Source organism: Pseudomonas sp. LjRoot71, assembly GCF_964253255.1.
In the GTDB taxonomy this organism is placed as follows: domain Bacteria; phylum Pseudomonadota; class Gammaproteobacteria; order Pseudomonadales; family Pseudomonadaceae; genus Aquipseudomonas.
This window is the reverse complement of record NZ_CAXURA020000001.1, coordinates 1840877-1855113: the sequence shown is the minus strand read 5'-3', so window position 1 is coordinate 1855113 and position 14237 is coordinate 1840877. Positions and strand designations below refer to the sequence as shown.

Annotated in this window: 15 protein-coding genes; 8 read left to right on the top strand and 7 right to left on the bottom strand. The window is 62.0% G+C overall.

Annotated elements, in window-relative coordinates; all coding sequences use genetic code 11:
• The first annotated feature begins 61 nt into the window (after positions 1-61).
• From ACSQ17_RS08775 to ACSQ17_RS08755, 5 genes are all read left to right on the top strand, one after another.
• Positions 62-1282 (top strand): HD-GYP domain-containing protein, encoded by a 1221-nt coding sequence (locus tag ACSQ17_RS08775; RefSeq protein ID WP_436068282.1) that lies wholly within the window; start codon positions 62-64, stop codon positions 1280-1282.
• Between the two features lie 203 nt (positions 1283-1485).
• Positions 1486-3516 (top strand): methyl-accepting chemotaxis protein, encoded by a 2031-nt coding sequence (locus ACSQ17_RS08770; protein WP_436068281.1) that lies wholly within the window; start codon positions 1486-1488, stop codon positions 3514-3516.
• A gap of 222 nt (positions 3517-3738) precedes the next feature.
• The gene (gene creB, locus ACSQ17_RS08765; protein WP_436068280.1) at positions 3739-4425 is read left to right on the top strand and encodes a two-component system response regulator CreB; all 687 of its coding nucleotides are present in this window, start codon (positions 3739-3741) and stop codon (positions 4423-4425) included.
• Positions 4425-5858, top strand: a complete 1434-nt coding sequence (gene creC / locus ACSQ17_RS08760) for a two-component system sensor histidine kinase CreC (RefSeq protein WP_436068279.1) — start codon at positions 4425-4427, stop codon at positions 5856-5858. The genes creB and creC overlap by 1 nt, the downstream gene beginning before the upstream one ends.
• Positions 5859-6016: 158 nt before the next feature.
• The gene (locus ACSQ17_RS08755) at positions 6017-6451 is read left to right on the top strand and encodes a CBS domain-containing protein (RefSeq protein WP_436068278.1); all 435 of its coding nucleotides are present in this window, start codon (positions 6017-6019) and stop codon (positions 6449-6451) included.
• Here the strand turns inward: ACSQ17_RS08755 and ACSQ17_RS08750 are convergent, their stop codons facing one another.
• Genes ACSQ17_RS08750 through ACSQ17_RS08740 form a run of 3 tightly spaced genes read right to left on the bottom strand, consistent with a single transcriptional unit; the run spans position 6452 to position 8081 of the window.
• Positions 6452-6775 (bottom strand): DUF2834 domain-containing protein, encoded by a 324-nt coding sequence (locus tag ACSQ17_RS08750; RefSeq protein WP_436068277.1) that lies wholly within the window; start codon positions 6773-6775, stop codon positions 6452-6454.
• Between the two features lie 21 nt (positions 6776-6796).
• Positions 6797-7630: an alpha/beta fold hydrolase gene (locus ACSQ17_RS08745; RefSeq protein WP_436068276.1), complete on the bottom strand. Its 834-nt coding sequence runs from the start codon at positions 7628-7630 to the stop codon at positions 6797-6799.
• Between the two features lie 10 nt (positions 7631-7640).
• Positions 7641-8081 (bottom strand): DUF2628 domain-containing protein, encoded by a 441-nt coding sequence (locus ACSQ17_RS08740; RefSeq protein WP_436068275.1) that lies wholly within the window; start codon positions 8079-8081, stop codon positions 7641-7643.
• Positions 8082-8257: 176 nt separating this feature from the next.
• Here ACSQ17_RS08740 and creD point away from each other — a divergent pair, with 176 nt between their 5' ends.
• The 3 genes from creD to ACSQ17_RS08725 all read left to right on the top strand — a co-directional run bounded on the left by creD (position 8258) and on the right by ACSQ17_RS08725 (position 10721).
• Entirely contained in the window at positions 8258-9616 is a 1359-nt protein-coding gene (gene creD, locus ACSQ17_RS08735; RefSeq protein ID WP_436068274.1) for a cell envelope integrity protein CreD, read from the top strand.
• 57 nt (positions 9617-9673) lie between these two features.
• The gene (locus tag ACSQ17_RS08730; protein WP_436070451.1) at positions 9674-9976 is read left to right on the top strand and encodes a hypothetical protein; all 303 of its coding nucleotides are present in this window, start codon (positions 9674-9676) and stop codon (positions 9974-9976) included.
• Between the two features lie 220 nt (positions 9977-10196).
• Positions 10197-10721, top strand: coding sequence for a hypothetical protein (locus ACSQ17_RS08725; protein WP_436068273.1), 525 nt, complete (start codon positions 10197-10199; stop codon positions 10719-10721).
• Positions 10722-10808: 87 nt separating this feature from the next.
• Here ACSQ17_RS08725 and ACSQ17_RS08720 read toward each other — a convergent pair whose 3' ends face one another.
• The 4 genes from ACSQ17_RS08720 to ACSQ17_RS08705 all read right to left on the bottom strand — a co-directional run bounded on the left by ACSQ17_RS08720 (position 10809) and on the right by ACSQ17_RS08705 (position 14211).
• Entirely contained in the window at positions 10809-12467 is a 1659-nt protein-coding gene (locus tag ACSQ17_RS08720; protein WP_436068272.1) for a cation acetate symporter, read from the bottom strand.
• The gene (locus tag ACSQ17_RS08715) at positions 12464-12775 is read right to left on the bottom strand and encodes a DUF485 domain-containing protein (RefSeq protein ID WP_436068271.1); all 312 of its coding nucleotides are present in this window, start codon (positions 12773-12775) and stop codon (positions 12464-12466) included. The genes ACSQ17_RS08720 and ACSQ17_RS08715 overlap by 4 nt, the downstream gene beginning before the upstream one ends.
• A gap of 114 nt (positions 12776-12889) precedes the next feature.
• Positions 12890-13084 carry a hypothetical protein gene (locus tag ACSQ17_RS08710; RefSeq protein ID WP_436068270.1) on the bottom strand — a complete coding sequence of 65 codons (195 nt, stop codon included), beginning with the start codon at positions 13082-13084 and terminating at the stop codon, positions 12890-12892.
• A complete protein-coding gene (locus ACSQ17_RS08705; protein WP_436068269.1) occupies positions 13081-14211 on the bottom strand; it encodes a PepSY-associated TM helix domain-containing protein in 1131 nt (376 codons plus the stop codon). Before ACSQ17_RS08705 ends, ACSQ17_RS08710 begins: the two co-directional genes overlap by 4 nt.
• Positions 14212-14237: the final 26 nt, after the last annotated feature.

The window sequence follows — 14237 nt, the reverse complement described above, 5'->3', positions numbered from 1 at the left end:
CTGTAAGGTCATCTATGCTGATGACAGCTCTGCGTTTTTTGTCCTCTTTTGAGTGCAATCCATGTTGAAGTGCATTGCTGTGGCCGACGTGCGTGTCGGTATGTTTATCCACGAGTTCTGTGGCGCATGGATGGACCACCCCTTCTGGAAATCCAAGTTTCTCCTCAAGAATGAAAAAGACCTGCAGCGGATTCAGGCCAGCAGCATCGGCGAGTTATGGATCGATGTCAGCAAGGGCCTGGATGTTGAGGTCGGCGCTGTCAGCATAAGCCCCGAAGAGGCGGCGGCCGAGGCCGAGGCCAACCTGCTGGCGGCGGTGCAGAGCCCACCGGTCAGCCTGGCGGTGTCGATGGAAGAGGAAGTGACGCGCGCCGCCAAACTCTGCGCCCGCTCCAAGGAAGCCGTCATCAGCATGTTCACCGATGCGCGCATGGGGCAGGCGTTGCAGTTCGAGCAGGCCGGCGAGCTGGTCGAGGAAATTTCCGATTCGGTGCTGCGCCACCCCAACGCCCTGATCAGCCTGGCGCGGCTGAAAAATGCCGACGAGTACACCTATATGCATTCGGTGGCCGTTTGCGCCCTGATGATTGCCCTGGCACGCCAGTTGGGCCTCAACGAAGGTCAGGTGCGTGAGGCCGGGCTGGCCGGGTTGCTGCATGACATCGGCAAGATGGCCATCCCCAATGCCGTTCTGAACAAACCGGGCAAGCTCACCGACAGTGAGTTCGCCACGGTGCGTGATCACCCCGAAGCCGGCTCGCGCATGTTGATTGAAAGCAAGCAGGTCAGTGCGCTGGTGCTGGATGTGTGCCTGCATCACCACGAAAAGATGGACGGCAGCGGCTATCCGCATCGTCTGGAAGGTGAGCAGATCAGCTTGTATGCGCGCATGGGCGCGGTATGCGACGTGTATGACGCGATTACCTCCAACCGGCCCTACAAACAGGGTTGGGACCCGGCCGAGTCGATCCGCAAGATGGCCGAGTGGAAGGGCCATTTCGACCCTGTGGTGTTCCAGGCCTTTGTCAAAACCGTGGGCATCTACCCGGTCGGTTCACTGGTGCGCCTGGAAAGCGGGCGGATTGGCGTGGTCATCGAGCAGCAGGCCAAGTCCCTACTGGCCCCCAGGGTCAAGGTGTTCTTCTCGGCCAAGTCCAAGACCCCGATCCCGCAGGAAGTTCTCGACCTCAGCAAGCTGCTCGGTCGTGACAAGATTGTCAGCCGTGAATCCGCTGAAGAGTGGGGCTTTCGCAATCTCGACGAGCTCTGGACCGGGCTTTGACTTCGCGTTGATCCTGCTCTGTATGGGCAGCCGCCGTTCAGGCGTACTGCCGCTCCTCGGGTCCTGCTAGCGGCTGTTGCCCGCAGCCTCATCTATGCTCATAGCCAGTACCGTTGGCAAGCGCGCTGCTTGGGCGTGCTTCTTGCTTCAAGTTTTGCTTTGGTACGCCCCGCAGCGGGTGTGCCCCACAGGTTGAGGTGTGTATGACTGGAGTACTCAAACCGGGTGTGCGGCTGCTTGAACGATTCAGCTTCGCGCGCAAGTTTCAGCTGGTATTTATTCTGTTCGCCCTGCCGCTAGGGTTTTCCTTGTGGGTAATCAGCAGCAATTATCTGGATCGACTCACGTCCATCGACCATGAGCTGGAAGGTCTCAGCACCCTGCAAGGCATGGCCGGGGTGCAGCAGGCGTTGATTGAACAGCGCACCTTGCTGTCGCGCTGGAAGGGCACCGAGAAAGCGGCCGAAGGCCTGCTGCGTGAGCGCGGGGATGAGCTGGGCAACGCCTTGCAGGCGCTTGACTCACCGCTCAAATCGTCGTTGTTTGGCACCCAGGCGCGTCAGCATCTGCAGAACCTGCTGGCCGGCAAGGAGCAACTGAGTGGTGAGGTGCTGGGTAAACTTGCCCTGCCGGATGCCCTCGAACGTTACCAGAAGAACCTGCTGAGCCTGCTCGCCCTGCGTGAGCAGGTGGCCACCGACAGCGGCCTGATCCTCGATCCGCAGCTCGACACCTACCTGATGATGGAGCAGTTGACCTACACCCTGCCGCGCCTGCTCGAACAGTTGGGCAGCTTTGCCAGTCAGGGTTATGGCGCGGTGGTGTCGCAGCATTTCACCTTGCAGAGCCGGGTGGCGATTCGCGATCTACGGCGCAGCCTGGATGAGTCGCGCAGCCAGCTGCTCAAGGCGCAATCGACCCTGGGGCTTGAAGCCCCGCGCGCCATGCGCCAGTTGCAAGGGCCCTATGATGAGGCACTGCAAGGCTACGAAGCCTTTCTGGCGGGCATTGATCGCGACATGTTCGAGGCCAGCCCGATGAGCCTGACCCCGGAGCAGTTCGTGCAACGCGTGGCGCAGCTGGAAGGGCAACTGCTTGGCTTGCAGAGCGCGCTGTATCAGCAATTCGCCGCCAGTCTGGGTGAGTACCGGCAGCATGCGCTGCAGGCGATGATCCAGTCGATTGGCGTGTTCAGTCTGCTGACCCTGCTGGCGCTGTATGTGCTGTTCTGCCTCAACGCCTCGATCCGCCGTAGTACTGCCGGCATTATTCAGGCCGCCGAAGGCCTGCGCGATGGAGACCTGCGCGTGCGCATGCAGGTGCATGGGGCGGACGATCTGGCCAATATCGCCCAGGCCCTGAATACCGCCGTCGGGCAATTGCGTGACTCCATGCAGGGGGTCAACCAGCAGAGCCAGCAATTGGGCGGTACGGTGCAACTGCTTAATGGCGAGGCCCGCAATGCTCTGGAGTCGGTGGAGCAGCAGCAGGCGCAGATGAGCCAGATTGCTGCGGCCGCCACCGAAATGGCCGCTACCGCGCAGAGCGTGGCACAGAGCTGTGAGCAGGCCGCCATGGAGGCCAGCCAGACCCGCGAGATTGCCAACCAGAGCAACCAGCGCAGCGCGCGCACCAGCCAGAGCATGCGCCAGCTCAGCAGCCGCCTGGGCGACAGCGCCACCACCTTGCAGCAACTGCGCAGCCAGACCGAACAGATCACCCGGGTGGTGGACGTGATCAAGGGCATCGCCGAGCAGACCAACCTGCTCGCACTGAACGCCGCCATCGAAGCAGCACGTGCCGGTGATCAGGGCCGCGGTTTTGCCGTGGTTGCCGATGAGGTGCGTTCGTTGTCGCAACGCACGCAGAACTCCACGGCGGAAATTGCCGAGACCGTGGCCAACCTGCACCGCGTGGTCGGCCAGTCGGTGACGCAGATGGAAGACGCCGTACGCCAGGCCGAGGGTGATGTTGGCAGTGTGCTGGCCATGGGTGAAGACCTCAACGCCATTGTCGAATCGGTGCAGTTGGTGACTGATCGCCTGGCACAGATCGCCACTGCCGCCGAGCAACAGGCCGCCACGGCCGATGAAGTCAGCGGCAATATCCAACAGGTCGATCAGGCCGCCAGCGCTTTGCTTGAGGGCGCGCAAGCGGTGAGCAATGCCGCCGAACAGCTGCGTCAGGGCAGTCAGGTGCTGGAGCAGAACACCGCACGTTTCAAGCTGGATTGAATATTCCCTGTAGCCGGGTGTAATCCTGGCGTGTGCAGTTTTGACAAAGCCGCGCTGGATTTCATTCGGGCTACGTCTGATACCTGTAGGAGCGGACCATGTCCGCGATGCATTGATCCGTCCAGGCGTCGCTCGCGGGCGTGGCCCCGCCGCCCTCTCGCCCTTGACGCTGCGAGCGGCCTGCCGCAGGCTCCTCGCCGAGTTGCCACGAGCAGGACGCCCATGCCGCATATTCTGATTGTCGAAGACGAAGCCGCGATTGCCGACACGCTGATCTTTGCCCTGCAAAGCGAAGGCTTTACCACCACCTGGCTAAGCCTGGCCGAGCAGGCTCTGGCCGAACAGCAGAGCAATCCGGCCGACTTGCTGATTCTTGATGTCGGCCTGCCGGATATCAGCGGCTTCGAAGCCTGCAAGCGGCTGCGGCGCTTTTCCGAGGTGCCGGTGATCTTCCTGACCGCACGCAGTGAGGAGATTGATCGTGTGGTGGGTCTGGAAATCGGTGCCGATGATTACGTCGTCAAACCCTTCAGCCCGCGTGAAGTGGCCGCGCGGGTCAAGGCGATTCTCAAACGCATGGCTCCGCGTGAAATTGCTGCTGTGACGGCGGCTCAGGGGCCTTTTCAGGTAGACAGCGAGCGGGTGCAGATTCACTACCACGGCCAATTGCTCAGCCTGACCCGTCACGAGTTCCGTTTGCTGCACAGCCTGCTGGCACAGCCGGAGCGGGTGTTCTCCCGCGAACAGTTACTCGATGGCCTCGGCGTGGCGGCGGATGTCGGCTATGAGCGCACCATCGACAGCCATATCAAAAGCCTGCGCGCCAAGCTGCGTCAGGTAGCCGCCGAGGCTGAGCCTATCCAGACCCATCGCGGCCTCGGTTACAGCTATTCGCCGAGGCACGCCTGATGCCACTGGGGATTCGCATCTTTCTGGTGTACTTCCTGTTCGTTGGCCTGGCCGGCTGGTTTGTGCTGAGCACGGTGATGGACGAAATCCGCCCCGGCGTGCGCCAGAGCACTGAAGAAACCCTGGTCGATACCGCCAACCTGCTGGCAGAAATTCTGCGTGATGAGGTCAAGGCCGGCCGCCTGCAACAGAGCCGCTGGTCGCAGGTGCTGCAAGCCTATGGCCAGCGCCAGCCGCAGGCGCAGATCTGGGGCGTGGAGAAAACCCAGGTCAACCACCGCATTTATGTCACCGACGCCAAAGGCATTGTGTTGCTCGATTCCAGCGGCGCGGCGGTGGGCCAGGACTATTCACGCTGGAACGATGTGCTGCGCACTCTGCGCGGCGAGTACGGGGCGCGCTCGACCAAGGAAGACCCGAATGATCCGGATTCCTCGGTGATGTACGTGGCCGCGCCGATCATGGACGGCGCGCAGATCATCGGTGTGGTCTCGGTGGCCAAGCCCAACCGTACTTTGCAGCCCTATATCGAACGGTCTGAGCAACGCCTGGCCTGGCTTGGTGGCGGTCTGATCGTGCTCGGTCTGTTGATCGGTGCGCTGCTGTCCTGGTGGCTCAGCGCGGCCTTACGCAAGCTGACCCGCTACGCCCAGGCCGTCAGCGCCGGGCAGCGCGCCGAATTGCCCAGCGTGCGCGGAGGCGAACTGGCGCAGTTGGCCGAGGCCGTTGAACGCATGCGCACCGAGCTGGAAGGCAAGGCCTATGTCGAGCGCTATGTACACACCCTGACCCACGAACTGAAAAGCCCCCTAGCAGCAATTCGCGGCGCGGCGGAACTGCTCGACAGCGAGATGCCGGCAGCACAGCGGCAGCGCTTCGTGGCCAATATCGAGCAGGAAAGCGCGCGCATGCAGCAACTGATCGAGCGCCTGCTGCACCTGGCTCAGGTTGAACAGCGCCAGGGCCTGGAGGAACAGGTCGCGGTGCCGCTGCAAGCACTGATCACGTCGCTTTTACAGGCGCAGATGGCGCGAATAGAAGCCGCTGCTGTGCAGGTCGAGAATAGGATTGAAGCCAGCCTTGCGCTCCGTGGTGAGCGTTTTCTGTTGCGTCAGGCGCTGGCCAACCTGCTCGACAATGCCCTGGACTTCACCCCGGCTCAGGGCTTGCTGCGCTTCACGGCCGAGCGCGTCGACGAGCAGATTGAGCTGCGCCTGTTCAACCAGGGTGAGCCGATACCGGATTACGCCCTGGCGCGTTTGAGTGAGCGCTTCTACTCTCTGCCGCGCCCCGGCAGTGGACGCAAGAGCACCGGTTTGGGGCTGAATTTTGTCGAGGAGGTGGTGCAGCTGCATGGCGGCGCACTGCACATCGGCAATGTCAGCGGCGGCGTAGAGGTGCGCCTGCGTCTGCCGGTGGCAACCTGTGATTAGTGGCACATCTTGGCCTGCTCCTTGCTGAGCCCTGTGCGTAAGCAAGGTTGCGCAACCGCCAGGCAGATGCTCTGATCCCTGTTGTCGGGTTGGCTATCCTCATAGCAACAGCCAGCGTGCGACCTTTACTGCCAACAAGACCAGAATGGAGTCACTGCATGAAAACCGTAGCCGAGATACTCAGGGCCAAGCCACATGCCGCGATCTACAGCGTCAGCCCGGACACCACGGTGCTCGACGCAGTCAAATTGCTGGCTGAGAAAGGCATCGGTGCGCTGGTGGTACTGGAAAAGGGCCGCCTGGTCGGCATCGTCAGCGAGCGTGACTACGCGCGCAAGATCGAGCTGCTGCAACGCTCGGCATTCAGTACCCAGATCAGCGAAATTATGACCGCAGATGTCCTGACCGTCGGGCCACGCGACACCTCGCAGCACTGCATGCAACTGATGACTGACCGCCACCTGCGCCACCTGCCGGTAATCGCCGAAGGCGAACTGATCGGCCTGCTGTCGATCGGTGACCTGGTCAAACACACCATCGCCGAGCAGGCCAGCCTGATCCAGCAACTGGAACAGTACATTCGCGGTGAGTAGCTAGACTGTGGGCGCTGTGCTGTTCTTGCCCAGCGCCCTTAGCACCAGATAGAGCAGTGGCCCGACCGACACGAAAATCGCCGTCAGGGCGAAGAACTGCAGTAGGTAGGTCAGCGATTTGCCCCGCGCTTTGCCGTCGCGGTACATCCACACACAGGCCAGCGCCGCGAGGATATATAGATCGATCACCACCTGAGCGGTGTCAGCACTGGACATCAGTTGCAGGCCGAATTGCAGCAGCGATTGTTCGGCATGCAGCATCACATAGAGGGTGTAGGCGCTAAAGGCCAGCAGGGTGATCAGGGGAAGTGCGAGCTTGTTCATGCGTCATCCTTGGTGCTCGGTCTATCGAGGTGGATTGCTGTCTCGTCTGCCCGGCACGCAGGCCATGGCGGCTGCGGCGTTTTCCAGCAGGCAGGTGTAATGAGCTTGGCCGGCGCAGCGGGTAAAGGCGGTGACCACAGGTAACTGCTGCTGTAGGTAAGCAGACATGGCAATCGGCGCCCAGTTGTCGGCCTCGCCATGCCACAGGTTGACCGCAGCCGTGACGTCACGCAGCTCGGCAGCCCAAGGCTCGACATACAGGCGGATATCCCGTGCATAGTTGCCGATGCCGTGCTGGAAACAGTCGCGCTGGATCGCTTTCAGCCAGTCTAGTGTGCCGCTCTGGCGCAGCAGCTCGCGGTCATTACCGCCCGCGCCCGCGAACAGCAGGTTGAGCAACAGGCGCGGACTGACCTTTGCCAGCAGCGCCTGATAGCCGGCAAAGGCGCGAAAGAGCGTTGGAGAATGCTGCGCCCAGGCAAAGGTATAACGCCCTGCGCCCATTCCGACGCGGTTGCTGGCCACCTCCCAGGGGGCCGCGGCTGAGAGCAGGTGAACGGCGGCCACCTGTTCGCCCAGGCGTGCGGCAACGCGTAAGGTCAGACAGGCACCGATGGAGAACCCGAGCAGGTGAATCGGCTGCCCTGCTGCGTGCTGCGTGACCTGTTGCGCCAGCTGTTGCAGGTAGTCCTCGCTGTCGAGTTCGCCCGGTAGGTTGCGCGCCACCACCAGCAGCTTGATGCCCTGCGCCAAGGCCGCCTGATGCAGCATGGCGGCCTCAACCGCAGCGCCCGGCACACCATGGAAATAGAACAGCGGGCGCCCCTCGGGACTGCCGTATACCCTGGGGATCATGCGCGGGCCTCTACCACCAGCCGTTATCGTTGAGCAGCATCTTCTTGTAGTAATCGATATTGGCGCGGGTGGCGAATACCGCGCTGATGCCATAGCCCAGTGCATTGGCTATGCGGCTGTAGCCGAGATAGTCGAGGCCGATGCCCAGCAGGATGACCACGGCAGCACAGACGACAAACAGTGCCAGGCCCTTTTTCCACATGCCTTTGATGGCGTAGTAGATCGGCCCGAAGAAGAACGCCAGAAAGTTGAAGCTGAAGGCCTTGCGTCGCTCGGCGGCGGGCAGCTCCTTGAACCGCGGCATTTTCACGCCGCCGGCATGGTGAATGGCGCTGAAGCGCTCCTTCCATTTGTCGGAGATGGGCAGGGCGGCGATCTGTGCATCGGACACCAGCGCCTGTGGGTCGCTGACGCTGGCTTGCGGGGTGGCATAGGGGTTGGTTTCTGGCATGGCCGTTCATCCATAAAGTGGCGATCAACGGCACGCTACGCATTTCCCCTGTGGCTGTCCATGGGCCGGTGGGCCGCCTGCACAGAGTCTCCACAGAGTCTTCACTTCGGCTCCATAAAGCCACCACCTGGGCTGCCCAGACTCTGCCTACCTAAACCGTAGCGGAGAGTTGCACCATGAGCCGTATCCTGGGTTTCAAGCTGGGCGCGATTGCCCTGCTGATTTTGTTATTACTGATTCCACTGTCGATGATCGGCGGGCTGGTGAGCGAGCGGCAGTATCAGCGTGCCGAGGTGCTGCAGGACATCGCGCGCAGTTCCAGCTACCGCCAGCAGCTCACCGGGCCGATTCTGGTGATGCCTTACACCAAGGTGTGGAACCAGTGGAAAACGCACGCCAAGACCGGCGAGCGTTACCTGGAAGAGCAGAAGAGCCGTGGCCGCCTGTACTTCCTGCCGGAGCGCTTTGTGCTCAATGGCGCGGTCAGCACAGAGGAGCGTGCGCGCGGCATCTACAAGGCGCTGTTGTACCGCAGCGACAATCAGATCAGCGGTGCCTTCAAGTTGCCGGCGCGCCTGGGGTTGGGTGATGAACTGGGCCTGTATCAGTTCGACCGGCCGTTTCTCTCGGTGGGTATCAGCGATATCCGCGGCATCAGCAATGACCTGCAGCTGCGCTTCAACGGTATGAACCTGAGCTTTGCCCCCGGTAGCGCCGAGGAGCGTTTCGGTGCCGGTGTGCATGCGCCGCTGCCGCTGCTGGATACCCAGGGCGGGCAAACCCTGGAGTTTGCCTTCGACCTGAAACTGCAGGGCACCGAGCAGCTCAGTATCACTCCGGTAGGCCGTGACAGCCGGGTTGAGCTGACCTCCGGCTGGCCGCACCCGAGCTTTGTCGGCGAGTACTTGCCGAGCAGCCGTGAAGTGTCAGACAAGGGCTTCAAGGCGCACTGGCAGACCAGCTTCTTCGCCACCAACCTGGAAGAGGCGCTGGATGACTGCGTACGCGGCGACAGCTGCAATGCGCTGACGGCGCGCAACTTTGGCGTGAGCTTTGTCGACCCGGTGGACCAGTACCTGAAGACCGAGCGGGCGATCAAATATGCGCTGCTGTTTATCGGCCTGACCTTCGCTGCGTTCTTCCTCTTTGAAGTGCTCAAACGCATGGCCGTGCACCCGGTGCAGTACGCCCTGGTGGGCATGTCGCTGGCGCTGTTCTACCTGTTGCTGCTGTCGCTGTCCGAGCACCTGAGTTTTGCCCTGGCCTATGGCATTGCGGCGACCGCCTGTGTGCTGCTGATCGGCTTCTACGTCAGTTACGTGCTGCACAGTGCGCTGCGCGGTGCGGGTTTCGGTGCCTTGCTGGCACTGCTCTACGGCATGTTGTTCGGCCTGCTCGGGGCCGAGGATTACGCCTTGCTGATGGGCTCGGTACTGGTGTTCGGCGTGCTCGCCGGGGTGATGGTGCTGACCCGCAAACTCGATTGGTACGGCGTTGGCCGTCTGCCACTGAACAACCCAGCCAGCGGTCTTTGACCCGCCAGGGCGCAGGTCAGTCCTGCGCCCTGAATACCTGTGTAGGAGTTGAACATGATGCGTTTACTGATGCAGTTCTCGGCCTGTTTCGCCCTGGGCCTGGTGGTGGCGTTTATGGTGCTGCTGGGGTTGATGTTCTGTGGCCAGTTCGACCTGATCAAGGGCCTGCAACTGACAGGTCAGCCCCTGGCGCACATGAGCCTGGTGTTGCTGCCGGATGTGTTCTGGGACGGTCTGACGGGGCAAGCCAATGCCACACAAAATCAGGCCGTGCAGTCGTTCCTCAGCCTGTGCACGGCGCTCGGGCAGATCGGCCTGCTACTGGCCGTGGGCTTCTTCCGCTTGTGGTATGCGCGATGAGCGGGCATGTCGGTTTGCGCGAAGACGCCCGCGTTGGGCACCTGCTGGCGCAGCAGATTGCCCAGCTGTTCCCTGTGCCAGCATTCGTGGCTGCACAGTGGCCGAGTCGCGCCGAGCAACCACAGTGCGCCCATGCCGGCGGGCCAACGGCCACTGCGTGCCAGAGCTCGGGCGTGCGAGGGCACCGATGAAAAAGTGGCTAATCGGGTGCTGTGCCGGGATGGCTGGCCTGGTGTTGCTCGGTGAACTGCTGCTGGGGTGGATCAAGACGTATGAAGACGCCTTCTTCCTCAGCTTTGTGCCTGATGCGCTGCAGGTCAGTTCGGTTGCCTATCAGCTGGAAGAGTCCTGGGGCTTTGGCCCAGGCGGTAATGAAGCGGGGATCCGGCTTTATCCGCTGACGGCCAAGGTTGCTGAGCAGATCGCTGCAGGCGGTGTCAGTTTCCTCAACACCATGCCGCCCAATCAGCAGCAGGATGAGCGGCGCTGGCGTGGGTATTACAGCGATTGGCAGGAGACGCCGATCCGATCAAGTGAGCATTGGCAGCCCAAACCGGCGACGGGAAGGTTGGATATTTACGATTACGTCTGCGCGTATGGCTTTTGTATCGATATCGAGCCTGAAGTGGTGAAGCAGGTGGACGCCATCCTAAATCGTCCGGGGAGTTACTACGCATACGGCCGCATCGGCGTACTTATAGTGTGTCCGGCCGAGCAGGTGGTTATCTATGCGTTCAATGGCTGAGACCGACCCAGCAATGAGCTGAGCGCTGTGCAGCGTGAATAAAAAAGGGCAGCCCGAGGGCTGCCCTTGTGCTTGCTGTATCAGGTATCAGTGAGCCGCTGCACCACTGGCACCCAGACCGGTTTGCGAACGGACGAACTGCGGCAGGAAGCGTGCACGTTCTTCGTCGGCGGCCGTCGATTTGTCGGTGATCGAGAAGAACCAGATACCGACGAAGGCCACGGTGATGGAGAACAGCGCCGGGTACTCGTACGGGAAGATCGCCTGCGCGTTACCCAGTACCGAAACCCAGACGGTTGGGCCGAGGATCATCAGGGTCACCGCGGTGATCAGACCCAGCCAGCCGCCGATCATGGCGCCACGGGTGGTCAGGTTCTTCCAGTACATGGAGAGGAACAGCACCGGGAAGTTGCAGCTCGCCGCGATGGAGAAGGCCAGGCCAACCATGAACGCGATGTTCTGCTTCTCGAAGGCAATGCCCAGCACGATGGCCAGCACGCCCAGGCACAGGGTGGTGATCTTCGAAACGCGCAGCTCATCCTTCTCGTTGGCTTTGCCCTTCTTGTACACACTGGCGTACAGGTCGTGCGACACGGCAGAAGCGCCTGCCAGGGTCAGACCAGCAACCACCGCGAGGATGGTGGCGAAGGCCACGGCCGAGATAAAGCCGAGGAAGATGCTACCGCCCACGGCATTGGCCAGGTGCACCGCCGCCATGTTGTTGCCACCGATCAGGCCACCCGCTGCATCGCGGAAGTCCGGGTTGGTGCCGACCAGCAGGATCGCGCCGAAGCCGATGATGAAGGTCAGGATGTAGAAGTAACCGATAAAGCCAGTCGCGTAGAACACCGACTTGCGGGCTTCCTTGGCGTTGCTCACGGTGAAGAAGCGCATGAGGATGTGCGGCAGGCCCGCGGTACCGAACATCAGCGCCAGGCCGAGGGAGATCGCCGAAATCGGGTCTTTCACCAGGCCGCCGGGGCTCATGATCGCCTCACCCTTCTCGTGCACCTTGATGGCTTCGGAGAACAGCATGGAGAAGTCGAAGTTGACGTGCTTCATCACCATCAGCGCCATGAACGAGGCACCGGACAGCAGAATCACCGCCTTGATGATCTGTACCCAAGTGGTCGCCAGCATGCCGCCGAACAGCACGTACAGCACCATCAGTACGCCGACCAGGATCACCGCAACGTGGTAGTCCAGGCCGAACAGCAGCTGGATCAGCTTGCCGGCACCGACCATCTGCGCGATCAGGTAGAAGGCCACCACCACCAGCGAGCCGCTGGCGGACAGGGTGCGGATTTCCATCTGCTTGAGGCGATAGGAAGCCACGTCGGCGAAGGTGTATTTACCCAGGTTGCGCAGGCGCTCGGCGATCAGGAACAGGATCACCGGCCAGCCGACCAGGAAGCCGATCGAGTAGATCAGGCCGTCGTAGCCGCTGGTGAACACCAGGGCGGAAATACCCAGGAAGGACGCCGCCGACATGTAGTCACCGGCAATCGCCAGACCGTTCTGGAAACCGGTGATGCTGCCGCCCGCGGTGTAGAAGTCGGAGGTGGAGGTGTTGCGCTTGGACGCCCAGTAGGTGATGTACAGGGTGCCGCCCACGAAGGCCAGGAACATCATGATGGCCGAGGTGTTCATCGGCTGACGCTGCACCTCGCCTTCAAGGGCGCCAGCCGCCCAGAGGGCCGAGCTGGTGAGCAGCAGAACTGCGAAAGTCAGGAGACGGGCGATCATTTCTGCACCTCATCGAGTACGGCCTGGTTGAGGGTGTCGAACTCACCGTTGGCACGGAACACGTAGATCCCGGTCAGCACGAAGGCGGAGAGAATCAGCCCGACGCCCATAGGGATACCCCAGGTGATCGGTGATTCGGGACTGATGCGTGCGCCGAGTACCTGCGGCTCGAAGGCGATCAGCAGGATGAAGGCCACGTACAGGCTCAGCATGATGGCGGACAGTGTCCAAGCGAAACGATCTCGCTTGGACACCAGGTCCTGGAAGTGCGGATTCGCCTGAATCCGCGCGTAGGTTTCGTCGTGCATTGTTGTTGTCCTCCGACGTTGGGGTGTGAGCCTAGAGTAGGCTCACCCAAGCGGAGTGACAGACGACCTTAGTCGTAACCAGCGGGGTTCTAGACCAAGGTCGTAGCCCTTTGATTACGGGTTCTGGACGCACCGCGAACGTGCTGCGAGCCGCAGCAACGGCCAGCCGCCGAGTGCGGCGGGCAAGCCCAGGCCGAGCCAGGCCACGGCGTCCCAGCCACCATCACCCAGTAACGCACTGAGCAGGCCGATGGCGCTGAGCAGGCCGATCAGCAGGGGCAGGGCGAAGGTCGATTGACGCCAGTTCATGCGGTGGCCTCCGCGCGCTCACGCTGTGTCGGTGGAGAGCGCCGACGCGCCCACCAGAGGTACAGGCCGCTGCCCAGAACAATGATGGTCAGCACATCCAGCACCGCCCAGAGCACCTTCATCGGCATGCCGCCGTAGTCGCCAAAGTGCAGCGGCTGCGACATCGACAGCGCATCCATATACCAGGGCCGTTGGCCGATGGCGGTGACGTGCAGGGTGCGCGCATCGATCAGCACCGGCGTCCACAGGTGCGCGGTCAGGTGAGTGTTGCCCTTCATGAAGACGCTGTAATGGTGCTCGCTGGAAAAACGCGTGCCGGGAAAGGCGATAAAGTCCGGCCGCATCTCCGGTGTGGCCTGCGCGGCAATCGTCAGCACCTGATTGACCGGCGCGCGCTCGGTCAGCGGCGGGGCATCGCGGTAGGGCGCGACCATCGCCGCCAGGGCTTCGGTGCGCCAGGCGCTGATCAGCAGGTCGGCGCAGGCGCTGATCACCCCGGTGACGCCGACCACCAGGGCCCAGGTCAGGGTGACGATACCGATCAGGTTGTGCAGGTCGAGCCAGCGTGTGCGGGTGGCTTTCGTATGGCGCACTTCAGCGAATTTCAGCCGGCGCATAAATGGCGCGTAGAGCACCACGCCGGAGATGATCGCCACCACGAACAGCAGACCCATAAACGCCAGCAACAGCTTGCCGGGCAGGCCGGCGAACATGTCCACGTGCAAACGCAGAATGACCATCAGCAGGCCGCCGTTGGCTGCTGGCATCTCGACGGCTTCGCCGCTGCGGGCATCGAGCATAAAGGTGTGCGAAGAGTTCGGTTCGGTGCCAGCCGTGGCGGCGGTGATCGCCACCACGCCGTTGGGCTCATCGTCCTCGAAACCGAAGTACTGCACTACTTCGCCCGGCCGGTGCCGCTCGGCGGCCTCGACCAGTTGCTGCAGGCTCAGGTGCGCTGTATCGGCTGGCAGCTCGCGTAATTCCGGGGCCTCACCGAGCAGGTGTTCCAGTTCGTGGTGGAAGATCAGCGGCAGCCCGGTGAAGGCCAGCATCAGCAGAAATAAAGTGCAGATCAGGCTGGTCCAGGTGTGCATGGCAGACCAGCGGCGGATGGTGGTGCTTTTCATAGGCTTTTCCAAAAGCCGAAGGCCGC

Excerpts from the sequence above, each read along its gene's own strand:
- ACSQ17_RS08775 (WP_436068282.1), top strand. The coding sequence starts at position 62 with ATGTTGAAGTGCATTGCTGTGGCCGACGTGCGTGTCGGTATGTTTATC.
- creB (WP_436068280.1), top strand. The coding sequence starts at position 3,739 with ATGCCGCATATTCTGATTGTCGAAGACGAAGCCGCGATTGCCGACACG.
- ACSQ17_RS08745 (WP_436068276.1), bottom strand. The coding sequence starts at position 7,630 with ATGATCCCCAGGGTATACGGCAGTCCCGAGGGGCGCCCGCTGTTCTAT.
- ACSQ17_RS08730 (WP_436070451.1), top strand. The coding sequence starts at position 9,674 with ATGCGTTTACTGATGCAGTTCTCGGCCTGTTTCGCCCTGGGCCTGGTG.
- ACSQ17_RS08725 (WP_436068273.1), top strand. The coding sequence starts at position 10,197 with ATGGCTGGCCTGGTGTTGCTCGGTGAACTGCTGCTGGGGTGGATCAAG.
- ACSQ17_RS08755 (WP_436068278.1), top strand. The coding sequence starts at position 6,017 with ATGAAAACCGTAGCCGAGATACTCAGGGCCAAGCCACATGCCGCGATC.
- ACSQ17_RS08750 (WP_436068277.1), bottom strand. The coding sequence starts at position 6,775 with ATGAACAAGCTCGCACTTCCCCTGATCACCCTGCTGGCCTTTAGCGCC.
- ACSQ17_RS08740 (WP_436068275.1), bottom strand. The coding sequence starts at position 8,081 with ATGCCAGAAACCAACCCCTATGCCACCCCGCAAGCCAGCGTCAGCGAC.
- ACSQ17_RS08715 (WP_436068271.1), bottom strand. The coding sequence starts at position 12,775 with ATGCACGACGAAACCTACGCGCGGATTCAGGCGAATCCGCACTTCCAG.
- creD (WP_436068274.1), top strand. The coding sequence starts at position 8,258 with ATGAGCCGTATCCTGGGTTTCAAGCTGGGCGCGATTGCCCTGCTGATT.
- ACSQ17_RS08710 (WP_436068270.1), bottom strand. The coding sequence starts at position 13,084 with ATGAACTGGCGTCAATCGACCTTCGCCCTGCCCCTGCTGATCGGCCTG.
- ACSQ17_RS08770 (WP_436068281.1), top strand. The coding sequence starts at position 1,486 with ATGACTGGAGTACTCAAACCGGGTGTGCGGCTGCTTGAACGATTCAGC.
- ACSQ17_RS08705 (WP_436068269.1), bottom strand. The coding sequence starts at position 14,211 with ATGAAAAGCACCACCATCCGCCGCTGGTCTGCCATGCACACCTGGACC.
- creC (WP_436068279.1), top strand. The coding sequence starts at position 4,425 with ATGCCACTGGGGATTCGCATCTTTCTGGTGTACTTCCTGTTCGTTGGC.
- ACSQ17_RS08720 (WP_436068272.1), bottom strand. The coding sequence starts at position 12,467 with ATGATCGCCCGTCTCCTGACTTTCGCAGTTCTGCTGCTCACCAGCTCG.